Annotated in this window: 22 protein-coding genes; 2 read left to right on the plus strand and 20 right to left on the minus strand. The window is 72.4% G+C overall.

Annotated features, from left to right (window positions below; translation table 11 throughout):
• Nucleotides 1–33: 33 nt before the first annotated feature.
• The 9 genes from gmk to ACWEOH_RS16215 form a co-directional block, all read right to left on the minus strand.
• Complete coding sequence (gene gmk, locus ACWEOH_RS16175) at nt 34–966, minus strand: guanylate kinase (protein WP_452032696.1); 933 nt, start codon at nt 964–966, stop codon at nt 34–36.
• Nucleotides 959–1,843, minus strand: coding sequence for an orotidine-5'-phosphate decarboxylase (gene pyrF / locus ACWEOH_RS16180; RefSeq protein WP_452032698.1), 885 nt, complete (start codon nt 1,841–1,843; stop codon nt 959–961). The genes gmk and pyrF overlap by 8 nt, the downstream gene beginning before the upstream one ends.
• On the minus strand, nt 1,840–5,127 hold the full coding sequence (gene carB, locus ACWEOH_RS16185) for a carbamoyl-phosphate synthase large subunit (RefSeq protein ID WP_452032700.1): 3,288 nt from the start codon (nt 5,125–5,127) through the stop codon (nt 1,840–1,842). The genes pyrF and carB overlap by 4 nt, the downstream gene beginning before the upstream one ends.
• Entirely contained in the window at nt 5,127–6,284 is a 1,158-nt protein-coding gene (carA, locus tag ACWEOH_RS16190; RefSeq protein ID WP_452032702.1) for a glutamine-hydrolyzing carbamoyl-phosphate synthase small subunit, read from the minus strand. The genes carB and carA overlap by 1 nt, the downstream gene beginning before the upstream one ends.
• The gene (locus tag ACWEOH_RS16195; protein WP_452032704.1) at nt 6,277–6,834 is read right to left on the minus strand and encodes a PH-like domain-containing protein; all 558 of its coding nucleotides are present in this window, start codon (nt 6,832–6,834) and stop codon (nt 6,277–6,279) included. The genes carA and ACWEOH_RS16195 overlap by 8 nt, the downstream gene beginning before the upstream one ends.
• Nucleotides 6,827–8,167 (minus strand): dihydroorotase, encoded by a 1,341-nt coding sequence (locus tag ACWEOH_RS16200; RefSeq protein ID WP_452032706.1) that lies wholly within the window; start codon nt 8,165–8,167, stop codon nt 6,827–6,829. Before ACWEOH_RS16200 ends, ACWEOH_RS16195 begins: the two co-directional genes overlap by 8 nt.
• Nucleotides 8,167–9,117, minus strand: coding sequence for an aspartate carbamoyltransferase catalytic subunit (locus ACWEOH_RS16205; RefSeq protein WP_452032708.1), 951 nt, complete (start codon nt 9,115–9,117; stop codon nt 8,167–8,169). The genes ACWEOH_RS16200 and ACWEOH_RS16205 overlap by 1 nt, the downstream gene beginning before the upstream one ends.
• The gene (gene pyrR, locus ACWEOH_RS16210) at nt 9,117–9,656 is read right to left on the minus strand and encodes a bifunctional pyr operon transcriptional regulator/uracil phosphoribosyltransferase PyrR (protein ID WP_452032710.1); all 540 of its coding nucleotides are present in this window, start codon (nt 9,654–9,656) and stop codon (nt 9,117–9,119) included. The genes ACWEOH_RS16205 and pyrR overlap by 1 nt, the downstream gene beginning before the upstream one ends.
• A gap of 154 nt (nt 9,657–9,810) precedes the next feature.
• Complete coding sequence (locus tag ACWEOH_RS16215; protein ID WP_452032712.1) at nt 9,811–10,347, minus strand: DoxX family membrane protein; 537 nt, start codon at nt 10,345–10,347, stop codon at nt 9,811–9,813.
• A gap of 192 nt (nt 10,348–10,539) precedes the next feature.
• On the opposite strand from ACWEOH_RS16215, the gene ACWEOH_RS16220 reads away from it, so the two are divergent.
• Both ACWEOH_RS16220 and ACWEOH_RS16225 read left to right on the plus strand, forming a co-directional pair.
• Nucleotides 10,540–11,835 carry a glycosyltransferase gene (locus tag ACWEOH_RS16220; protein WP_452032714.1) on the plus strand — a complete coding sequence of 432 codons (1,296 nt, stop codon included), beginning with the start codon at nt 10,540–10,542 and terminating at the stop codon, nt 11,833–11,835.
• 9 nt (nt 11,836–11,844) lie between these two features.
• The gene (locus tag ACWEOH_RS16225) at nt 11,845–12,513 is read left to right on the plus strand and encodes a hypothetical protein (protein ID WP_452032716.1); all 669 of its coding nucleotides are present in this window, start codon (nt 11,845–11,847) and stop codon (nt 12,511–12,513) included.
• On the opposite strand, the gene nusB is transcribed toward ACWEOH_RS16225, so the two are convergent.
• From nusB to ACWEOH_RS16280, 11 genes are all read right to left on the minus strand, one after another.
• On the minus strand, nt 12,510–12,923 hold the full coding sequence (nusB, locus tag ACWEOH_RS16230; RefSeq protein ID WP_148734880.1) for a transcription antitermination factor NusB: 414 nt from the start codon (nt 12,921–12,923) through the stop codon (nt 12,510–12,512). The genes ACWEOH_RS16225 and nusB overlap by 4 nt on opposite strands.
• A complete protein-coding gene (efp, locus tag ACWEOH_RS16235; RefSeq protein WP_452032718.1) occupies nt 12,923–13,486 on the minus strand; it encodes an elongation factor P in 564 nt (187 codons plus the stop codon). Before efp ends, nusB begins: the two co-directional genes overlap by 1 nt.
• A 77-nt stretch (nt 13,487–13,563) precedes the next feature.
• Nucleotides 13,564–14,004, minus strand: a complete 441-nt coding sequence (locus ACWEOH_RS16240) for a type II 3-dehydroquinate dehydratase (protein WP_148734878.1) — start codon at nt 14,002–14,004, stop codon at nt 13,564–13,566.
• Between the two features lie 52 nt (nt 14,005–14,056).
• Complete coding sequence (gene aroB / locus ACWEOH_RS16245; protein ID WP_452032720.1) at nt 14,057–15,142, minus strand: 3-dehydroquinate synthase; 1,086 nt, start codon at nt 15,140–15,142, stop codon at nt 14,057–14,059.
• Nucleotides 15,139–15,657 (minus strand): shikimate kinase, encoded by a 519-nt coding sequence (locus ACWEOH_RS16250; protein WP_452032722.1) that lies wholly within the window; start codon nt 15,655–15,657, stop codon nt 15,139–15,141. The genes aroB and ACWEOH_RS16250 overlap by 4 nt, the downstream gene beginning before the upstream one ends.
• Nucleotides 15,650–16,870: a chorismate synthase gene (aroC, locus tag ACWEOH_RS16255; RefSeq protein ID WP_452032724.1), complete on the minus strand. Its 1,221-nt coding sequence runs from the start codon at nt 16,868–16,870 to the stop codon at nt 15,650–15,652. The genes ACWEOH_RS16250 and aroC overlap by 8 nt, the downstream gene beginning before the upstream one ends.
• Before the next feature lie 24 nt (nt 16,871–16,894).
• Nucleotides 16,895–17,722 carry a shikimate dehydrogenase gene (locus tag ACWEOH_RS16260; protein WP_452032726.1) on the minus strand — a complete coding sequence of 276 codons (828 nt, stop codon included), beginning with the start codon at nt 17,720–17,722 and terminating at the stop codon, nt 16,895–16,897.
• Nucleotides 17,712–19,067, minus strand: a complete 1,356-nt coding sequence (gene mltG, locus ACWEOH_RS16265; RefSeq protein ID WP_452032728.1) for an endolytic transglycosylase MltG — start codon at nt 19,065–19,067, stop codon at nt 17,712–17,714. Before mltG ends, ACWEOH_RS16260 begins: the two co-directional genes overlap by 11 nt.
• The gene (gene ruvX, locus ACWEOH_RS16270; RefSeq protein WP_452032730.1) at nt 19,064–19,540 is read right to left on the minus strand and encodes a Holliday junction resolvase RuvX; all 477 of its coding nucleotides are present in this window, start codon (nt 19,538–19,540) and stop codon (nt 19,064–19,066) included. The genes mltG and ruvX overlap by 4 nt, the downstream gene beginning before the upstream one ends.
• 4 nt (nt 19,541–19,544) lie before the next feature.
• Complete coding sequence (alaS, locus tag ACWEOH_RS16275; protein ID WP_452032732.1) at nt 19,545–22,202, minus strand: alanine--tRNA ligase; 2,658 nt, start codon at nt 22,200–22,202, stop codon at nt 19,545–19,547.
• A gap of 55 nt (nt 22,203–22,257) precedes the next feature.
• A complete protein-coding gene (locus tag ACWEOH_RS16280; RefSeq protein ID WP_452032734.1) occupies nt 22,258–22,458 on the minus strand; it encodes a hypothetical protein in 201 nt (66 codons plus the stop codon).
• Nucleotides 22,459–22,589 lie beyond the last annotated feature (131 nt).

Here is a 22,589-nt window from a genome sequence, read left to right on the forward strand (position 1 = left end):
CCTCGGTGCGCGGAAAGTCGTGGCCCGGGCAGCTCAGCGCCGACCCTTGCGGGGCCTCATCAAGTCTACGACCTTTTGCGCGGCCTCGCCGACGTCGTGGTTCACCACCTGGTGGTCGAACTCGTCGACCGCCGCGAGCTCGACCTTCGCGGTCTCGAGCCGGCGCTGCTGCTCGGCGGGGCTCTCGGTGCCTCGGCCGACGAGCCGGCGAACGAGCTCGTCCCACGTCGGCGGGAGCAGGAACACGAGGGTCGCCTCGGGCATCGCGCGGCGCACCGAGCGGGCGCCCTGGATGTCGATCTCGAGCAGCACGCTGTCGCCGGCGGCGATCGCCTGCTCCACCGCGCGACGCGGCGTACCGTAGCGGAAGGCGTTGTGGACGGTCGCCCACTCGAGCAGCTCGCCCGCGTCGACCATGCGGTCGAACTCGGCGTCGTCGACGAAGAAGTAGTGCTCGCCCTCGACCTCGCCGGGCCGGGGCGCGCGCGTCGTGGCCGACACCGAGAGCCGCACGTCGGGGTGATGGCGACGGATGTAGCCGGCCACCGTGCCCTTGCCGACGGCCGTCGGGCCCGCGAGCACGACGAGGCGGTCGCCCGTGCCGCCGTGCGACGCGATCCACTCGGCGACGAACTCGCGCAGCCGTCGGCGCTGCAGGCGCCCGAGGCCGCCGAGGCGCTTCGAGGTGGCGATCTGGAGGTCCTGCATGATGCGCGCGCTCTTCGTCGCGCCGATCGCGGGGATCGAGGTCAGGAACTCGGGCACGCGCAGGCGGCCCTCGACGCCCTCGGGCGCCTCGTACGCGACGCGCAGCACGTCGAGCGGGCTGCGCGCGCCGTCGGCGATGTCGGCCTTCACCGCGGCCCGGGCCCGGCGCGCGGCGACGGCGGCACGGGACGCCGCGACGCGGTCGACCTCGGGCGGGCTCGACGGGGTGGCGGTCGTGGTCGTGGTGGTGTCAGGCAATCGCCGCTCCGTACTCGTCGACGCGACGCGCGAGCGCGTCGCCCAGTCCGTCGGGTCCCGCCATGAGCAGCGACCGCGACTCGTTCGCGACCACTCCGCCGGCGTACGAGCCGAAGCGGGCCCGGATGTCGCGGGGCTCCGCCCCCTGGTGGCCGAAGCCGGGCGCCAGCACGGGCAGGCCGGGGCGCGGCGGCTCGCCGTCGAGGTCGATGCCGGCCGACGGGAGGTCGGTGGTGGCGCCGAACACGACGCCGATCGAGCCGACGGCGCGCTCCGCGGCATCCGTGCGGCCCTGGTTCCAGCCGATGACGCCCTGCGTGATGGCCTGCGCGACCGTGGAGCCGGCGCGGCTCGACTGCTGCAGCACGGCCCGCTGGATCGCGGCGGCCTCGGGGTTCGAGGTCGCGGCGAGCACGAAGAGGCCCTTGCCGGCGGCCTCGGCGGACGTCATGACCTGCTCGATCGAGCCGAGTCCCTGGTAGGCGCTGATCGTCATGGCGTCGGCCTCGAGGCTCGACCCCGGGCGCAGCCACGCCTCGCCGTAGGCCTCGACGGTCGAGCCGATGTCGCCGCGCTTCACGTCGGCGATCACGAGGAGCCCCGCGTCGCGCGCCTCGGCGAGCAACCGCTCGAGCACCGCGTAGCCCGCCGCACCGTGCCGCTCGAAGAACGCGACCTGCGGCTTCACGATGCCGATGCGGCCGGCCGCCGCCTCGATCGCGCGCAGGCCGAGCTCGCGCACGCCCTCGGCGGAATCGGGCTGGCCCCACGCGGCGAGCACCGACGCATGGGGGTCGAGGCCGAGGCAGAGGTGCCCGTAGGCCGCGAAGACGGCCTCGAGCCGCTCGCCGAAGGGCGTCACGTCGTTCGCCCTCACGCGGGCACCTCCCGACGGGCGCCGTACTCCTGCAGGCTCGTCACCTCGAACCCGCCGCGCACGGCGTCGAGCGAGGCGACCGCGGCCGAGAGCTCGGCGATGGTCGTGAACAGCGGGATGTCGGCCGCCACCGCGGCGGCGCGGATCTCGTAGCCGTCGGCGCGGGCCGACCGGCCGCTCGGCGTGTTCACGACCACGTCGACCTCGCCGCGGTGGATGAGCTCGACGACGGACGACGCGTCGGCGGAGGGCTTGTCGCTGAACTTCAGCACCTCGCGCGCCTGGATGCCGTTGCGGCGCAGCACCTCCGCGGTGCCCTCGGTCGCCGTGATGTCGTATCCGAGCTGCTGCAGGCGCAGCACCGGGAGGATGATGGCGCGCTTGTCGCGGTCGGAGACCGAGACGAAGACCGTGCCCGACAGCGGCATCCCGCCGTAAGCCGCGAGCTGGCTCTTCGCGAACGCGGTCGGGAAGTCGCGGTCGATGCCCATGACCTCTCCGGTCGAGCGCATCTCGGGGCCGAGCACCGAGTCGACCATGATGCCCTCGCGCGTGCGGAACCGGTGGAACGGCAGCACGGCCTCCTTGACGGCGACGGGCGCGTCGAGCGGCACGTTCGAGCCGTCGGATGCCGGGAGCATGCCCTCGGCGATGAGCTCGGCGATCGACGCGCCGACCATGATGCGCGACGCCGCCTTCGCGAGCGGGATGCCGAGCGCCTTCGAGACGAACGGCACCGTGCGGCTCGCGCGCGGGTTGGCCTCGAGCACGTAGAGCACGCCAGCGCCGATGGCGAACTGCACGTTGAGCAGGCCCTTCACGCCGACGCCCTCCGCGATCGCACGGGTCGCCGTGCGCACGCGGTCGATCTCGGCCCGGCCGAGCGTGACGGGCGGCAGGGTGCAGCTCGAGTCGCCCGAGTGGATGCCCGCCTCCTCGATGTGCTCCATGACGCCGCCGATGTAGAGGTCGGTGCCGTCGTAGAGCGCGTCGACGTCGATCTCGATCGCGTCGTCGAGGAAGCGGTCGACGAGCAGCGGGTGGCTCGGCCCGACGATGCCCTGGCCCTCGATGCGGGCGAAGTAGTCGGCGAGCGAGGGCGAGTCGTAGACGATCTCCATGCCGCGTCCGCCGAGCACGTAGCTCGGGCGCACGAGCACCGGGTAGCCGATGCCCTCGGCCACGTGCACGGCGCCGGCGAGGTCGATCGCGGTGCCGTTGCGCGGCGCGAGCAGGCCCGCGTCCTCGAGGATGCCGGCGAAGAGGCCGCGCTCCTCGGCGAGGTCGATCGCGGCGGGGCTCGTGCCGAGGATCGGCACGCCGGCCGCCTCGAGGCCCTTCGCGAGGCCGAGCGCGGTCTGGCCGCCGAGCTGCACGACGACGCCCACGAGCTCGCCGGTCTGCGACTCCGCGTGGATGACCTCGAGCACGTCCTCGAGCGTGAGCGGCTCGAAGTAGAGGCGGTCGCTCGTGTCGTAGTCGGTCGAGACCGTCTCGGGGTTGCAGTTGATCATGATCGTCTCGAACCCGGCCTCGGAGAGCGCGAACGACGCGTGCACGCACGAGTAGTCGAACTCGACGCCCTGGCCGATGCGGTTCGGGCCCGAGCCGAGGATGACGACCTTGCGGCGGTCGCTCGGCTCGACCTCGGTCTCGAGGTCGTAGCTCGAGTAGTGGTACGGCGTGAGCGCCGGGAACTCCCCTGCGCACGTGTCGACGGTCTTGTACACCGGCCGGATGCCGAGGATGTGCCGCACTTCGCGGGCGTCGGCCTCGCCGAAGCCGCGGAGCTGGCCGATCTGCGCGTCCGAGAAGCCGTGGTCCTTCGCGAGCAGCAGCGTGTCGTGGTCGAGCGCCTCGGCGTCGGCCACGGCCTGCGCCACCTCGTTGATGAGCACGATCTGGTCGAGGAACCAGGGGTCGATCTTCGTCGCCTCGAAGAGCTCCTCGACCGTGGCGCCCTTGCGCAGCGCCTGCTGCACGAGCACGATGCGGCCGTCGGTGGGCGTGCGGCTCGCCTCGACGAGCTCGGCGACCGAGCGGTCCTCCTCGCCCCAGTGGAACGACGACCCGCGCTTCTCGAGCGAGCGCAGCGCCTTCTGCAGCGCCGTGGCGTAGTTGCGGCCGATCGCCATGGCCTCGCCGACGGACTTCATGGTCGTCGTGAGCGTGGGGTCGGCGGCCGGGAACTTCTCGAACGCGAACCGCGGCACCTTCACGACGATGTAGTCGAGCGTCGGCTCGAAGCTCGCGGGCGTGACGCGCGTGATGTCGTTCGGGATCTCGTCGAGGCGGTAGCCGATGGCGAGCTTCGCCGCGATCTTCGCGATCGGGAAGCCCGTGGCCTTCGACGCCAGCGCCGACGACCGCGACACGCGCGGGTTCATCTCGATGACGATGATCCGGCCGTTCTCGGGATCGACCGCGAACTGGATGTTGCAGCCGCCGGTGTCCACGCCGACGGCGCGGATGATGTCGATGCCGATGTCGCGCAGGCGCTGGTACTCGCGGTCGGTGAGGGTGAGCGCGGGCGCCACCGTGATCGAGTCGCCCGTGTGCACGCCGACCGGGTCGACGTTCTCGATCGAGCAGACCACGACCGTGTTGTCGGCGGTGTCGCGCATGAGCTCGAGCTCGTACTCCTTCCAGCCGAGGATCGACTCCTCCAGGAGCACCTCGGTGGTCGGCGAGTCGTGCAGGCCCTGCGTCACGATGCGGACGAGGTCCTCCTCGGTGTACGCGAAGCCCGAGCCGAGGCCGCCCATGGTGAACGAGGGACGCACGACGAGCGGGTAGCCGAGGTCCTCGGCGAACGCCTTCGCCTCGTCGAGGGTCCTCGCCACGTGGGAGCGCGCGACATCCGCGCCCGCCTCGATCACGAGGTCCTTGAACAGCTGCCGGTCCTCGCCCTTGCGGATGGCGTCGACCTTCGCGCCGATGAGCTCCACGCCGTGCTTCTCGAGGATGCCCGCGTCGTGCAGCGCGATCGCCGCGTTCAGCGCGGTCTGGCCGCCCAGCGTCGGCAGCACCGCGTCGGGGCGCTCCTTCACGATGATCGACTCGATGACCTCGGGGGTGATCGGCTCGATATAGGTCGCGTCGGCGAAGCCGGGGTCGGTCATGATCGTGGCCGGGTTCGGGTTCACGAGGATGACGCGCACGCCCTCGGCGCGCAGCACGCGGCACGCCTGGGTGCCCGAGTAGTCGAACTCTGCGGCCTGTCCGATGACGATCGGGCCGGACCCGATGACGAGGACGCTCTGGATGTCGTCGCGCTTGGGCATCAGGCGTCGTGCTCCTTGCTCGCGATCACCATGTCGCGGAACCGGTCGAAGAGGTAGTTGGCGTCGTGCGGGCCGGCCGCCGACTCGGGGTGGTACTGCACCGAGAACGCGGGGATGTCGAGGCAGTTCAGCCCCTCCACGACGTTGTCGTTGAGGTCGTAGTGGCTCACCTCGACGCGGCCGAAGCCCTCGCTCGACTCGCTCACGCGGTCGATGGGGGCGTCGACGGCGAAGCCGTGGTTGTGGGCCGTGATCTCGACCCGGCCGGTCGCCTTGTCGAGCACCGGCTGGTTGATGCCGCGGTGGCCGAAGGGCAGCTTGTAGGTGCCGAAGCCCAGCGCGCGCCCGAGCAGCTGGTTGCCGAAGCAGATGCCGAAGTACGGCAGTCCCTCGCGCAGCGTGGTGCGCAGCAGGTCGACGTGCCGGTCGGATGCCCCGGGGTCCCCGGGCCCGTTCGAGAAGAACAGCGCGTCGGGCTCGAGCGCGAGCACGTCCTCGGCGGTGACCGACTGGGGCACGACATGCACGTCGAAGCCACGCTCGGCGAGGAAGTTGAGCGTCGACGTCTTGACGCCGAGGTCGAGCACGGCGACGGAACCGACCCGCTCGCCCTGCGCGGGCAGCGTGTACGACTCGGTCGTCGACACCGTGCCCGAGAGGTTGCGGCCCGCCATCTCGGCGCCGCCGAGCACGAGCTCGAGCTGCTCGCCGTGCGTGAGCACCGCGCCGTCGCCCGAGAAGATCCCCGCGCGCATGGCGCCCGCCGAGCGGATGTGCCGGGTGACCGCGCGGGTGTCGATGCCGCTGATGCCGACGACGCCCGCGGCCTCGAGGTCGTCGTCGAGGCTGCGCTGGGAGCGGAAGTTCGACACGACCCGGGAGGGGTCGCGCACGACGAAGCCCGCCACCCACAGCTTCGAGGACTCCATGTCCTCGTCGTTCATGCCCGTGTTGCCGATGTGCGGCGCGGTCATCATCACGATCTGGCCGGCGTACGACGGGTCGGTCAGGGTCTCCTGGTAGCCCGTCATCCCGGTCGCGAAGACCGCCTCGCCGAGCGTGACGCCGCGGGCGCCGTAGGCGCGTCCCTCGTACCGCCGTCCGTCCTCGAGCACGAGCACGGCGGGGTCGTTCGTGCGGGTCAGGGTCTCAGTCATCCGAGGCCTCGCTCTCCTGTTGCTGGTCCGGCCGCGTCGCGACGTGCGCGGCGGCGATGTCGTTGACGGCGGCGATGATGCGCGCCGAGTCGCCCGGGTACCGGGCCCTGAGGTAGCTGTCGACGTGCGGCGCCTCGAGCTCGGGGTCGGCGACGTGCGCGATCCACGTGACCGCGATCAGGCCCTCGGGCTCGACGCCCCGGTCGATGGCGTAGGTGGCCCCACCGGCGGCGGCGATGCGATCGGCGGGCACCCAGGTCGGCGGCTCCCCCGCGATCCGGAGCACCAGGCCGTCGGGCGACACCTCGATGCGGGCGGCGCCGCGGAACGCGAGCCCCTGCACGGCGAGCCGCTCGAGGGGCTGGCCCACGGGAGTGGTCGCGACGTAGAGCACCTCGGTCTCGAGCGCCGGTGCGGGCAGCGAGGACGGCACCGGGTACGCCGAGAGCGTCTCGTCGCGCACGGTGCGACGCCGCCACGAGCGGATCATGAGCCACGCGACGACGGCGATGATCGCGACCGCGACCAGGGCGCCGATCAACTCACCCACGCGCGACCTCCCGCTCGGCGGCGAGCTCCGCCACCTCGTCGGCCGGGCGCACGGCGCCGTCGAGCACGGTCGCGTAGCCCGCGTGGAACGTGGCGACCACGCGGCCCGGCAGCCGGCGCCCCAGGTACGGCGAGTTCACGCTGCGCCCGGCGAGGCGGTCGAGTCCGAACTCGGATGCCGCGGCCGGGTCGTAGAGCACGACCTCGGCGGGAGCGCCGGCGGCGATGGCCTGCCCGTGGCCGGCGAGCCGCCCGATGCGGGCCGGCGTCGCCGAGAGGACGCGCGCGACATCCGACCAGCCCAGCAGGCCGTTCTCGACGACCGCGGCGTGCACGACCGACAGCGCCGACTCGAGGCCGACCATGCCGTTCGCGGCCGCGTCCCACTCGCTCTCCTTGGCCTCGACCGGGTGCGGCGCGTGGTCGGTGGCGACGATGTCGATGGTGCCGTCGGCGAGCGCGGCCCGCAGCGCCTCCACGTCCTCGGCGCGGCGGAGGGGCGGGTTCACCTTGTAGCGCGGGTCGTAGCTCGACACGAGGTCCTCGGTGAGCAGCAGGTGGTGGGGGGTGACCTCGGCGGTGACGTCGATGCCGCGGGCCTTCGCCCAGCGGATCACCTCGACCGACCCGGCGGTGGAGACGTGGCACACGTGCAGCCGGCTGCCGACGTGCTCGGCGAGCAGCACGTCGCGCGCGATGATCGACTCCTCGGCGACCGCGGGCCAGCCCGCGAGGCCGAGCTCGCCCGAGAGCGCGCCCTCGTTCATCTGCGCGCCCTGCGTGAGGCGCGGCTCCTGCGCGTGCTGGGCGATGACGCCGTCGAACGCCTTCACGTACTCGAGCGCCCGGCGCATAAGGAGCGGGTCTGACACGCAGAACCCGTCGTCGCTGAACACGCGCACGTTCGCGCGGGAGCGGGCCATGGCGCCGAGCTCGGCGAGCTGCTCGCCCTTGAGGCCCACGGTGACGGCGCCGATGGGCTGCACGGTGGCGTAGCCGGCGGCGCGACCGAGGCTCGCCTCCTGCTCGACGACGCCGGCGGTGTCGGCCACGGGGAAGGTGTTCGCCATGGCGAAGACCGTGGTGAACCCGCCGGCGGCCGCGGCCTGCGTTCCGGTGAGCACGGTCTCGCTCTGCTCGTAGCCGGGCTCGCGCAGGTGCGTGTGCAGGTCGACGAGGCCCGGGAGGGCGAGGAGCCCGTCGGCGTCGACCACCGTGGCGCCCGCGGCATCCGCGATGCTGCCGATCTCGGCGACGACGCCCTCGGCGACCAGCAGGTCGGCGCGTTCGCCCGTGGGCAGGGTCGCACTCGTGATGAGGAATCGCTCGGTCATCAGGCCTCTCCCCGTTCGCCGGACAGCAGGAGGTAGAGGGCGGCCATTCTCACTGATACTCCGTTCGCGACCTGCTCGCGCACCGTCGACTGCGCCGAATCGGCGACACGGGCGGCGATCTCCAGCCCGCGGTTCATCGGGCCGGGGTGCATGACCATCGTAGTCGGGGGCAGCCGGTCGAACCGGGCGTCGTCGAGGCCCCAGGTCCGGGCGTACTCGCGGCTGTTCGGGAAGAACGCCGCCTGCATGCGCTCCGCCTGGATGCGGAGCATCATGACGACGTCGGGCTCGCCCGCGAGCGCCGCGTCGAGGTCGTAGCCGACGCGCGCGGGCCAGCCGGCGGTGTCGACCGGCACCAGCGTCGGCGGGCCGACGAGCTCCACCTCGGCGCCGAGCGTCTCGAGCAGCCACACGTTCGAGCGGGCGACGCGCGAGTGCAGGATGTCGCCGACGATCACGACGCGCACGCCCTCGAGGTCGCGACCGCGCGACGCCGTGCCGTGCAGCCGGCGCCGGATGGTGAACGCGTCGAGGAGCGCCTGGGTCGGATGCTCGTGCGTGCCGTCGCCGGCGTTCACGACGCCCGCGTCGATCCATCCGCTCGTGGCGAGCGTCTGCGGTGCGCCCGACGCGTGGTGGCGGATGACGACGCCGTCGGCGCCCATCGCCTGGAGGGTCTGCGCGGTGTCCTTCAGGCTCTCGCCCTTCGAGACGCTCGAGCCCTTCGCGCTGAAGTTGATGACGTCGGCCGAGAGGCGCTTCGCGGCCGCCTCGAACGAGATGCGCGTGCGCGTCGAGTCCTCGAAGAAGAGGTTCACGACCGTCTTGCCGCGCAGGGTCGGCAGCTTCTTCATCTCGCGCTCCTGCACGGCCGCCATGTCCTCGGCGATGTCGAGCAGCGCGATGGCCTCGTCGCGGGCGAGGTCCTTCGTGGAGAGCAGGTGGCGCATCAGTCCTCGCCCCCGTCGATGGTGACGGCATCGTCGCCGTCGATCTCGGACAGGTGCACGTTGATGCGCTCGCGCGCGGAGCTCGGCAGGTTCTTGCCGACGAAGTCCGCGCGGATCGGGAACTCGCGGTGGCCGCGGTCGACGAGCACCGCGAGTCGCACGGCCTTCGCGCGGCCGAGGTCGGCGAGCGCGTCGAACGCGGCCCGGATGGTGCGGCCGGAGTAGAGCACGTCGTCGACGAGCACGACGGTGGCGCCGTCGATGCCGCCGGCCGGCACCCAGGTCGGCTGCGGCGCGCGCACCGGATGCCGGTCGAGGTCGTCGCGGTACATGGTCACGTCGAGCGCGCCTGCGGGCACGTCGGAGGCCGCGATGCGGCCGATGATCGCCGCGAGGCGCTCGGCGAGCACGACGCCGCGGGTCGGGATGCCGAGGAGGACGAGCCGTTCGGCTCCGCGATTGGATTCGAGGATCTCGTGGGCGATGCGAGTGATCGCCCGATCGATGTCAGCCTGCTGCAGCACGGTGCGCACAGCCATGCGGACTCCCTTCTCCGCCTCACAGGACGGGCTTCAAGGTTGCCTTTGCGACGAGCCTACCAGCCGGGAGATGGCCGCTCGTGCGGCGGCCCCGGATACGCCGAAGGGCGGGACGCGATGCGCCCCGCCCTTCGCGTGTGCGAACGGATGCCCGTCATCGTGCGGACCGGACCGGCCCGCGGAGCGCCTTCGAGGCGACCACGAGGGCGGCCGCGATGAGCACGACGTTCTTCAGCACGTACTGGCCGAGCAGCGTGGGCCCGGTGGCGGCGAACAGCTCGCCGGGGAAGAACACGAGCGGTGAGAGGATGCCGACGAACGCGATCGCGAGCATCACGAGGCCGAAGCGCGCGAACACGCCCGAGATGAGCGCGAGGCCGGCGACGGTCTCGATGATCGCGGTGAGCACGAGCGCGAGCTGGCCTCCGACGAGGCCGAAGGTGAGCACGCCCCAGGTCGCCTCGACGAGCGGCTCGACCGGGCTCACGCCAGGGAAGAACTTCAGCACGCCGAAGGCGACGAACACGGCGCCGAGGGCGACGCGCAGCGAGGGGACGCTCCAGCGCTCGAGGAACGCCTTCAGCATCGCCTCGAGCGCGGCGAGCCGGTCGAGCACGCCGATGCGCGAGACCGGGACGGGACGGGGGCCGATGGGCTGGAGCCCGGGGGTGGTGGCGGGGATCGTGGACATGACGAACGTGCTCCTTCCAGAGCGTGGATTCGAGTGGGAACGACGCGCAGCGGTGCGGCGATATCCAGTGAACCGGTGGGGCCCACCCCGGCGGATCGGGGTTCGCGTGGGAATCCGGAGAGGGTTAACCCTCGAAGCGTGCCGGGGTCTCCACGTGGCGATCCCGGGCCTGCTGGTGCTGGAATGAGCGGCATGGTCGCCGTGATGATCCAGGCGATGCCCTTCCGCGGGCACGTCGCACCGCTCGCCGAGGTCGCTCGGGCGTTCACCGCCGCGGGGCACGACGTGCGCGCGTACACGGGCTCCGCGCACGCCGACGCGTTCGAGCGCGCAGGAGCCGAGGTCGTGCGATGGCGCGCGGCACCCGACTTCGACGAGCACGACGTCGCTGCGACCTTCCCCCGCCTCGTCGGGCGCAAAGGTCCGGCGCAGACGCTCCGCAACGTCGAGGACCTCTTCGTGCGCACGGCCGAAGGCCAGGTCCAGGACCTGCTCGCCGAATACGCCGACCGGCCGTGGGACGTCATCGTGGCCGACGAGCTGAGCCTCGGCGCCGCGCTGGTTTCGGAGCTCACGGGCACGCACTGGGCGACGGTCGCCATCACGCCGCTCGCACTCCAGAGCCGCGATCTCCCGCCGGTCGGCATCGGGCTGCGCCCGGGTCGCGGGCCGCTCGGCCGGGCCCGCGACGCCGCGCTGCGCCGGATCGTGCCGCGCCTCGCCGCCGCCCTGCAGCGCGCCTACGACGAGCAGCGACGGCGCCTCGGCCTCCCGCCGGGCGTCCGGCCGTTCGCGGAGGCCGGGTTCTCGACCGAGCTCGTGTGCGCCACCGGCGTCCCCGAGCTCGACTGGCCGCGGAGCGACCTGCCCGACTCGGTCGCCTGGGTCGGCGCACTCGCCCCCGCCGGCGTCTCGGGACTCACGCTTCCGCCGTGGTGGGACCAGCTGCTCGCCGACCCGCGCCCGATCGCCCTCGTCACGCAGGGCACGCAGAACACCGATCCGAACGACCTCGTGGCGCCGGCCTTCGCGGCGCTCGGGCGGCAGGACGTGCAGGTGGTCGCCACGACCGGCCGTGCGGATGCCGCGGGCTTCCCGTTCGCCGCCCCGCCCAACGCGCGCGTGGCGCCGGTGGTGCCGTTCGGCGACCTGCTCCCCCGCACCGACGTCGTCGTCACGAACGGCGGATGGGGCGGCGTGCTCGCCGGGCTGGCGCACGGCATCCCGCTCGTGGTCGCCGGCGGCGACCTCGACAAGCCGGAGGTGGCGGCCCGGGTCCGGGCGGCGGGCGCCGGGATCAGCCTCCGCACGGGGCATCCGACCCCGCGGCAGGTGCTGGGCGCCTGGCGCCGGGTCCGCGACGACCCGGGGTATCGCGATGCGGCGCGACGCATCGCCGCGCGGCTCGCCGAACACGACGGACCCGCCGAGGTGGTCGAGCACGTCGCACGGCTCGCCGCGACCCCGCAGCCCTCCGAGCGACGCTAGGTTCGGTATATGCGACGACACCCCGCGCGGATGTGGAGCGTGGTCATCGCGCTCATCGCCGCGGCGTGGGCGTTCTTCCTGCTGCCACCGCAGCAGGCCGCCTGGTCGGGGGCGGGTTCACCCGCGTGGCTTCGCGCCCTCGACGCCATGCCGGTCTACGAGGGACTGCGCGAGGCGCTCCCGGCCACGGGTTCGTCGGACGCCTACCTCGTGTTCGGCGCCGCGGCATCCGTCTCGTTCGCCCTGCTCTGGTTCGCGACCGGGCCCGTCTTCGCGGCACTCGGCTGGAGCGGACGCGTGCTCGGCGCGTTGGTGCTCGCCGCGGCGCCCATCACGCTGCTGAGCTACCTCAACCATCCGGCGGATGCCCCGGTGCACCTGCTCTGGGGCGCCGAGCTGTTCGCCCTGCTCGCCATCGGCGTGTGGGGCCTCGTCGTCGCGTCCGTTGCGCCGCGGGGCAGCGGCATCCCCCTGTGGGAGCGCCTCCTCGTCGGATCGACGCTCCTCGTCATCGTGTTCGCGACCGTCGCGCTGGGCTACTGGCCGCACGGCAGCCTCGTGGGTCTCGGACTCGAAGCCGCTGTCCTCGCCGGGCTCGCGCCGCGGTGGGCGGATCCGTCCGAACGGCAGCGGCCCGCGGCATCCGTCGAAGGGAACGGAACCCGCCCGGGCGTCTAGGCCTTCGCGTGCGAGATCGCCGCGAGCAGGCCGTTCACGAAGCCGGCCGAGTCGTCCGTCGACAGCACGGTCGCCGCCTCGACGGCCTCGGAGATCGCGACCGGGTCGGGCACCTCGTCGTTGTAGAGGATCTCCCAGACCCCGATGCGCAGGAGCGCGCGGTCGACCGCCGGCATGCGCTCGAGGGTCCAGCCGCGCGAGTGCGTGGTGATGAGCTCGTCGATCTCCTCGCGGTGGTCGACGATGCCGTCGACGATCTCGCGGGCGTACAGCCACGACGCCTGGCGCTCGGGCTCGTTGACGGCGCGCTCGGCCTCGGCGGCAAGCACCTGCTCGACGGGAACCTGGCGCATGTCGGCCGAGTACAGCATGTCGAGGGCGCGCTTGCGCGCCTTGGTGCGGGCGCTCACTAGTCGTTCACGCGGCCGAGGTACTCACCCGAGCGGGTGTCGACCTTGACCTTGGTGCCGGTCTCGAGGAAGAGCGGGACCTGGATCTCGTAGCCGGTCTCGACGGTCGCCGGCTTGGTGCCGCCGGTCGAGCGGTCGCCCTGCAGGCCCGGCTCGGTGTAGGTGATCTCGAGCACGACCGACGCGGGCAGGTCGACGTAGAGCGGGTTGCCGTTGTTCAGGGCGATGGTCACGGCCTGGTTCTCGAGCATGAAGTTCTTCGCGTCGCCGACGACCGTCGCGGGCACCGTGATCTGGTCGTAGTCGGTCGCGTCCATGAACACGAAGCCGTCGCCGTCGCTGTAGAGGTAGGTGAAGTCGCGGCGGTCGACGTTCTCGATGTCGACCTTGGCACCGGCGTTGTAGGTGCGGTCGACGACCTTGCCGGTCACGACGTTCTTGAGCTTGGTGCGGACGAACGCGCCGCCCTTGCCGGGCTTGACGTGCTGGAACTCGACGACGCTCCAGAGCTGGCCGTCGATGTTCAGGACGACGCCGTTCTTGATGTCCGCGGTGCTTGCCATGGGTGGGTGTTTCCGATCGATCGTGGGAAGTCAGAGGGCACGCCGGATTCGCGTGCGACTGATCGAGTGTAGTCGACTCAGCCGAGCGACCGCAGGACCCAGTCGACCGCGAGCCGATAGGAATCGGCGCCGAAGCCGGCGATCACGCCGGTCGCCACGCCCGAGATGACGCTCGTGTGACGGAACTCCTCGCGCGCGTGCGGGTTCGACAAGTGCACCTCGACGAGCGGCACGCCCGCCTGCTTCAGCTGCGCCGCGGCGTCGCGGAGCGCGTAGCTGTAGTGCGTGAACGCGGCGGGGTTGAGCACCACCGGCAGGCGGCGATCGACGGCCTCGTGGATCCAGCCGATCAGCTCGGCCTCGTCGTCGGTCTGCCGCAGGTCGATCTCGACGTCGTCGGGCACGGATGCCGCGAGGCCCGCGCCGATGTCGGCGAGCGTCTCCGATCCGTACACCTCGGGCTCGCGCGTGCCGAGGCGGCCGAGGTTGGGCCCGTTCAGCACGAGGATCGTCGTCATGCGGAAAGCCTAGCGGCGCGGCATCCGTGGGCTTCGCGGCCCTCGATCCCGTTCAGGATCCGATCTCCTGGTACGCGGCGAACAGCAGCGACTGGTCGGGCGCCTGCATGACGGTCGGCTTGGCGAGGTCGTCGAGCACGATGAACCGGAGCTGACCCCCGCGCGCCTTCTTGTCGCGCTGCATGGTCGCGAGGAGCGTGTTCCACCGGCCGGCCGGGTAGCTCGTGGGCAGGCCGAGCAGGTCGAGGACGCGCTTGTGCCGGTCGGCGACCTCGTCGGAGAGGCGGCCGGAGAGGCGGCCGAGCTCGGCGGCGAACGCCATGCCGACCGAGATCGCCGCGCCGTGCCGCCACTGGTAGCGCTCGGCGTGCTCGACCGCGTGGCCGAGCGTGTGCCCGTAGTTGAGGATCTCGCGCAGGCCCTGCTCGGTGAAGTCCTCGGAGACCACGTCGGCCTTCATCTGGATGGCGAGCTCGACGACTCGGCGGAACTCGGGCGACGTCGGGTCGGTCGCGACGTCGGGGTCGGCCTCGATGACGTCGAGGATCTCGGGGTACCGGATGAACCCGGCCTTCACGATCTCGGCGAAGCCCGCGAGGATCTCGTTCCGCGGCAGCGTGTCGAGCAGCCCGAGGTCACAGAGCACCGCCGCCGGGGCGTGGAAGACGCCGACGAGGTTCTTGCCCTCGTTCGTGTTGATGCCGGTCTTGCCGCCCACGGCTGCGTCGACCATGCCGAGCACCGTGGTGGGCACCTGCACGGCGCGGACGCCGCGCAGCCATGTGCCCGCGACGAACCCGGCGAGGTCGGTGATCGCGCCGCCGCCGAGCCCGACGATCGCGTCGCTGCGCGTGAAGTCCGCCTGCCCGAGGATCTGCCAGCAGAACGCAGCGACCTCGATGCGCTTGCCCGCCTCGGCGTCGGGCACCTCGGCGAGCAGCACCTCGAAGCGGTCGCCGAGCTCCTCGCGCAACTCGGCCGCGCGGGCGCCGAGGGTCGGGGCGTGCACGACGAGCACCTTGCGCACGGCCGGGCCGAGCGCATCGCCGAGCTCCGCGACGACGCCGCGGCCGACGACGACGTCGTATCCCGCGTCGCCGCCCACCCGGATCGCCGTGCGCGTCTCGCCTGCCGTCATGCTGCTCCTCCGAAGCGCCCGGTGATGTCGTCGACGATGCGTGCGACCGAGCGGCGCGACGTGTCGATGTCGAGGTCGGCGAGCTCCGCGTAGATGGGCGCGCGCTCCTCGAGGATGGCCGTCCAGGCGCCGATCCCGCCCGCCGCGATGAGCGGGCGGTTGCCGCCCGCGAGCCGCGGGGCGACCGCCTCGGGGCTGACGCGCAGCCACACCACCTGCAGGTCGGCGAGGTCGGCGCGCGTGTCGGGGTGCAGCACGGCGCCGCCCCCGAGCGAGATCACCGCCTCCTCGTGCAGCGCCTCGGCGACGACCACGCGCTCGATGATGCGGAAGTACTCCTCGCCCTCGCGCTCGAAGATCTCCTCGATCGGGCCGTACCGCTCCACGATGCGCTGGTCGGTGTCGATGAACGGCGCGCCGGCGGATGCCGCGAGCCGATGCCCGACGCGCGACTTGCCGGAGCCCATCGGGCCGATGAGCACGATGGGCAGGCTGACGCGGGCGCCCTCAGACACGATCGGCGGCGGTGTCCGCCGAGGCGATCTCGGTGCGGAGCGCTTCGGGGATGGACGCGAGGTAGGACTCGAGGTTGCGGCGCGTCTCGCCGACGGAGTCGCCGCCGAACTTCTCGAGCACGGCGTTCGCGAGGGTGAGCGCGACCATGGCCTCGGCGACGACGCCCGCGGCAGGCACGGCGCAGACGTCGGAGCGCTGGTGGTGCGCGGGCGCCGCCTCGCCGGTCGCGACGTCGATGGTCGGCAGCGCGCGCGGCACGGTGGCGATGGGCTTCATGCCCGCGCGCACGCGCAGCACGGTGCCGGTCGACATGCCGCCCTCGGTGCCGCCCGCACGATCGCTGGCGCGCACGATGCGCCCGTCGCTCAGGTGCAGCTCGTCGTGCGCCGCGGAGCCGCGCCGGGTCGTGGTGGTGAAGCCGTCGCCGACCTCGACCCCCTTGATCGCCTGGATGCCCATGAGGGCGGCGGCGAGCTGCGCGTCGAGGCGACGGTCCCAGTGCACGTAGGAGCCGAGCCCGGGCGGGACCCCGTAGGCCAGCACCTCGACGACGCCGCCGAGCGTGTCGCCGTCCTTGTGCGCGGAGTCGACCTCGGCCACCATGCGCGACGAGGTCTCCTCGTCGAAGCAGCGCAGCGGGTCTGCGTCGAGGCGGTCGACGTCGTCGGGCACGGGCAGCGGGCGGTCCTCGGGCACGCGCACCGGGCCGATGGCGATCGTGTGCGACACGAGGCGGATGCCGAGCTCCCCGAGGAACCCGCGGGCGACCGCGCCGAGGGCGACGCGCGCCGCGGTCTCGCGGGCGCTCGCCCGCTCGAGCACCGGGCGGGCCTCGTCGAAGTCGTACTTCTGCATGCCGACGAGGTCGGCGTGACCGGGGCGCGGGCGGGTCAGCGGCGCGCCCCGGCCGCGCCCGAGCTTCTCGGGGTCGATCGGCTCGGGGCTCATGACCTCCTGCCACTTCGGCCACTCGGTGTTGCCGATGCGCAGCGCGATCGGGCTGCCGAGCGACTCGCCGTGGCGCACGCCGCCCGAGATCGCGAGCTCGTCCTGCTCGAACTTCATGCGGGCGCCGCGGCCGTAGCCGAGCTTGCGGCGCGCGAGGTCGGCGCGGATGGCGTCGAGCGAGACGGGGATACCGGCGGGAAGACCCTCGAGGATCGCGACGAGCTCAGGGCCGTGCGACTCTCCGGCAGTGAGCCAACGGAGCATGGACTCCATCCTTCCACAGCCCGATCAGAGCGAGCGGCGCATGACGTCGAGCACGGCCGCCTCGTCGGGCAGCGCCTGGAACGGGTCGCCCGACGTGAAGATCCGCACCTGCAGCACGGCCTGGTGCAGCAGCATCTCGAGCCCGTGCACGACCGTGCCGCCGGCCTCCAGCCACTGCGACACGAGCCGGGTGGGCCACGGCGCGTAGGCCACGTCGAACAGGGTCGCGCGGCGCAGGGCGGCGGATGCCTCGGCGCCCGGGTCCGCGCCGCCGGGCAGTGTGCTCACCACGAGGTCGGCCTCCTCGAGGGTCGCGAGGTCGGCGATCGGACGCACCTCGACGGCCAGCCCGAGCCGCGCGCCGAGGTCGACGACGGACTCCCCCGCCTCGGGCCGCCGCAGCAGCACCTGCACGCTCGCGGCGCCGAGCTCGGCCATGGCCGCGAGGGCGGATGCCGCGGTCGCTCCCCCGCCGACGAGGACGCCGTGGCGGATCCGGTCGCAGCCGGCCTCGCGGAGGGCACGCACGATGCCGCCGACGTCGGTGTTGAACCCGCGGCGCACGCCGTCGGCGAGCAGCACCGTGTTCGCGGCGTTCGTCAGCGTCGCGAGCTCGTCGACCTCGTCGAGCAGCGGCAGCACGTCCTGCTTGAGCGGCATCGTGAGCGAGAGCCCGCGCCACGACGCGTCGCGGGTGTCGAGGAACTCGCGCAGCCCGGCGCCGTCGAGCTCGATCGCGGTGTACTCCCAGTCGAGGCCGAGCAGGTCGTACGCGGCGCGATGCAGCGCGGGGCTCTTCGAGTGCGCGATCGGCGATCCCAGCACCGCGAGGCGGAGCCGGTCACTGGCCATAGTCGGGGTGATCCTCGAGCCACTGGTAGAACTGCTCGGCCGCGGCCTCGTGCTCCTCGATGGTCGTCGAGAACACGGTCTCGCCGGTCTCGGGATTCACCGTCACGAAGTACAGCCAGGGTCCGTCGGCGGGGTTCAGTGCGGCCTGGATCGCCTCGGCGCCGGGGTTGCCGATCGGGCCGGGCGGCAGTCCCGCGTGCACGTAGGTGTTGTAGGGATTGCTCGCGTCGGCGCGTTCCGCGTCGGTGGTCGTGACGACCGAGTTGTCGCCCGTGCCGTAGTGCACGGTCGAGTCGAACTGCAGCAGCATCCCCTGGTCGAGGCGGTTCTGGATCACCCGCGAGACCTTGGTGAAGTCCTGCGGCAGGCCCTCGCGCTGGATGAGCGACGCGATCGTGGCGACGCGGAGCCGGTCGTCGGGTGCGACGCCCGCCTCGTCGTAGGCGGCGATGCCCTGGGCGACCATCGTCTGCACGACCTCCTGGGCGGTGACACCGGGATTGAACGTGTAGGTCGCCGGGAACAGGAAGCCCTCGACGCTCGTGGCCCCGGCCGGCAGGCCGAGCGCCTGCGGGTTCGCGGCCGCGGCCTCGAGTTCCTCGATGGGGAGCTGCAGCACCGCCGAAGCCTCGGCGAGGGCGTCCTTCGCCCAGGTGCCCTCCGTGATGAGCAACGTGTTCTCGAGCTTGTTCGCCGGGTCCATGAGGGCGTCGAGGGCGGCCTGCGCGCTCATCTCCTCGGCGAGCGTGTAGGCGCCGGGGTGGAACTCGGGGTCCGTCGGCTGCTCCAGCAGGAGGTCGTAGAAGGCGTCGTACGAGGCGGTCACGCCGGCGTCGACGAGGTTCTCGGCGACGTCCGAGCCGGTGTCGCCGGCGTGGATCACGAACATGACCTCACCGGTCCCCGATCCCGTGTAGTCGGCCGCCGGCGTGAACCGCTCGATGACCGCGTTGATGGGACCCTGCAGGAAGAAGAAGGCGCCGACCGCGAGCGCGGCGACGACGAGGAGCCCCACGAGGCATCCCCACGGCCCGCGTCGCCGGGTGCGGGCGTGCTCGGGGTCGTGGTCGTGGTAGTCGGGTGCCGCGGCGGCGCGCCGTTCGGCGCGTGACGGCTTGCGCGGCTCGTACACCTCGGGCTCGGGCTCCTCGAGTGCCCGCCGTTCCGCCTCGCGCGCCTCGCGGCGGGTCATCGGCTGGCCGGCCGCTCCACCGGAGCGCGAGAGCGGGGTCGAACCGGCGGCCGCGCCGCCGGCGGCGTCGGGGGTCTCTCCGGCGAGCAGCGCGTGCCAGTCCGTGGCATCGCCCGGCGCGGAGCCGCGCGGCTCGTGGGGAAGGTGGGTCACAGGGGGGACGACCCTTCGTCTGTCGTGACGAGGCGGCCGGGCTCGGTGCCCGACGCCCGTTCCGTGTCGATGGCGTGTTGCAGAATGATAACGGCTGCGACTTGGTCGACGATGGGACGCTGGCTGCGACTCGACTTCCCCGACGCCCGCAGGGCCTGCTGCGCGCTCACGGTCGAGAGCCGTTCGTCGACGAGTCGCACCGCCGCGCCGGCCGCCGCGAGCCGCCCGGCGAAGGCCACCGCGTCGTCGGTCGACGCCGTCGGCGCGCCCGACAGCGAGAGCGGATTGCCCACGACGAGCTCGATCGCGCCGAACTCCTCGGCGAGCTCGAGGATGCGGCGGACGTCGGCGTCGCCGTCGGCGTCGCGCGCGACCGTCTCGACGGGCACGGCGAGCAGCCCGCCGGCGTCGCACCGGGCGACGCCGATCCGGGCTCGCCCGACGTCGATGCCGAGCCTCGCTCCCGAGCGCATGGGACTACCGGCCGAGCTCGCGCTTCACCGCGTCGAGGGCCGCCGGGATGGCGGACACGTCGTTGCCGCCGCCCTGTGCGAGGTCGGGCTTGCCGCCGCCGCCGCCGCCGAGCACCGTGGCCATCGCCTTCGCGAGCGGCCCGGCGTTCGCGCCGGCATCCCGCGCGGCCGGCGAGGTGGCCACGATCGCGACGGGCTTGCCGCCGATGTCGGCCGCGAGCGCCACGACGGATGCCGCGTCGCCGAGCTTCGACCGCACGGCCGTCGCGAGCGAGCGCAGCTCGTCGCCCGAGCCGAGGCGACCGACCGTCTCGGCCACGAGGAGCACGTCGCCCGTGCGCACCGCGTTCGCGGCGAGGGCGGGGACGCGGTCGCTGAGCGCCCGCGCCTCGAACTGCGCGATCTTCTTCTCGGCGGACTTCAGGCTCGCCACGAGCTCGCCGACACGGTCGACGAGCAGCTCGGGCCGCGTCTTCAGGCTGGAGCTGAGCTCGTTCACGAGCGCCCGCTCGGCGGCGAACCGCTGGAACGCCTCGCGGCCGACGAGCGACTCGACGCGGCGGTTGGACGCGCCGACCGACGACTCGCCGACGATGTTGATCATGCCGATCTCGGAGCTCGAGACGACGTGGGTGCCCGCGCAGAGCTCGCGCGACCACGGTCCGCCGATGTCGACGACGCGCACGACGTCGCCGTACTTCTCGCCGAACAGCGCCATGGCGCCGAGCGACTTCGCCTCGTCGAGGGTCATCTCGCGGGTCTGCACCGGCAGGTTGTCGCGGATCGCGTTGTTCGAGATCTCCTCGATCTCGCTGCGCGTCTCGGACGAGAGAGCGGAGTTCCACCCGTAGTCGAGGCGCAGGTAGCCGGCCTTGTTGAACGAGCCGGACTGGTGCGCGGTGGGGCCGAGCACCTGGCGCAGAGCCGCGTGCACGATATGCGTGCCCGAGTGGGCCTGCGTCGCCCCGCGACGGTAGTCCTCGTCGACGAGCGTGGTGGCGTGCTCGCCGACCGCGACCTCGCCCGACGTGACCTTCACGGTGTGGCTGATGAGCCCCTTCACGGGCTTCTGCACGTCGAGGACCTCGAGCTCGAAGCCGTTGCCCACGATGCGACCCTGGTCGGGCGCCTGGCCGCCGGACTCCGCGTAGAGCGAGGTCTCGGCGAGGATGACCTCCGCCGTCTGGCCCGCCGTCGCGACGGGCACCGGGTGGCCGTCGACGATGATGCCGAGCACGGACGACTCGGTCGAGAGCTCGGTGTAGCCGGTGAAGATCGTCTCGCCCTTGGCGCGGAAGTCGCTGTAGACCGACAGGTCGGCGAGCACCTTCTTCTTCGACTTCGCGTCGGCCTTCGCGCGCGTGCGCTGCGCCGTCATGAGCTCGTCGAACGCGCCGCGATCGACGGAGAGCCCCGCCTCCTCGGCCATCTCGAGCGTGAGCTCGATCGGGAAGCCGTAGGTGTCGTGCAGCAGGAACGCGGTGTCGCCCGCGAGCTCCTCGCGGCCCGACTGCTTGGTCGACGCGACCGCGCCGTCGAGGATCGACGTGCCCGCCGCGAGGGTGCGCAGGAACGTCTCCTCCTCGCCGAGCGCGAGCTGCTCGATGTGCGCGTAGTCGCGCGCGACCTCGGGGTACGCCGCCTTCATGGCGTCGCGGGATGCCGCGAAGAGCTCCCGGAACGTCGGCCCCTCGACGCCGAGCAGGCGCATCGCCCGGATGGTGCGGCGCAGCAGGCGGCGCAGGATGTAGCCGCGGCCCTCGTTCGACGGGCTCACGCCGTCGCTCATGAGCATGAGCGCTGAGCGCACGTGGTCGGCGATGACGCGCATCCGGACGTCGTCCTCGTGGTCGGCGCCGTACCGGTGCCCCGACAGCTCGGAGGCCTTGTCGAGCACCGGACGCACCTGGTCGATCTCGTACAGGTTGTCAACGCCCTGCTTGATGAAGGCGACGCGCTCGAGCCCCATGCCGGTGTCGATGTTCTTCTTCGGCAGCTCCTTCACGATGCGGAAGTCGGTCTTCGACTTCACGTCGTCGATGAGGTACTGCATGAACACCAGGTTCCAGATCTCGACGTAGCGGTCGTCGTCGGTGGCGGGGCCGCCGTCGATGCCGTACGCGGGGCCGCGGTCGAAGAAGATCTCCGAGCACGGGCCGGCCGGGCCGGGCTGCCCGGTGTGCCAGTAGTTCGTGTCCTTGTCGAGGCGCTGGATGCGGTCGTCGGGCAGGCCGGCGACCTTCTTCCAGAGCTCGATGGCCTCGTCGTCGTCCTTGTAGACGGTGACCCAGAGGTCCTTCGGTTCGAAGCCGTAGCCGCCGCCGGCCTCGGGCGTCGTCAGCAGCTCCCAGGCGAGGCTGATCGCCCCCTCCTTGAAGTAGTCGCCGAACGAGAAGTTGCCGTTCATCTGGAAGAACGTGCCGTGCCGGGGGGTCTTGCCGACCTCCTCGATGTCGTTCGTGCGGATGCACTTCTGCACGCTCGTCGCACGCGGGTACGGCGGCGGCACGAGTCCCGTGAGGTACGGCACGAACGGTACCATGCCGGCCACCGTGAAGAGGAGCGTCGGGTCGTCGGAGACGAGCGAGGCGGAGGGCACGACGGTGTGGCCGCGCGCGGCGAAGAAGTCCAGCCAGCGCTGGCGGATGTCTGCGGTCTGCATGGTTCCGTTCTGGTTCAGCGGCCCGATCGGCCGCGGCGAGTCCTGGAGCCGGCGGTCAGCCGACGGCGGGCCGCTCCTCCTGCGCGCGGAGCTCGGCGTCGCGCTCGTGGTAGCCCTCGGCGATCGCCTTCCCGAATGCGCGGGCCTTCGCGTCGATCGAGGAGAAGAACTCCTGGCCCTGCTTGGTCTGGTTGAGCTGGTGCGCGGCGACGAAGCCGGCCGCGACGCCGATGGCGAACCACACGATGCTCTTCACGAAGTGCTCCTCTGCCCGATGCGTGCCGCGGGAGTCCCGGCTCGGCACTCGATCCAGTCTAGTGGCGTCGGATGCCGCGGCAGCAGGCCACGGCGCCCCCGATCGGCGCCTCCCGGGAACGCGACAGGGGC

It is taken from the genome of Agromyces sp. NPDC004153 (assembly GCF_053603635.1).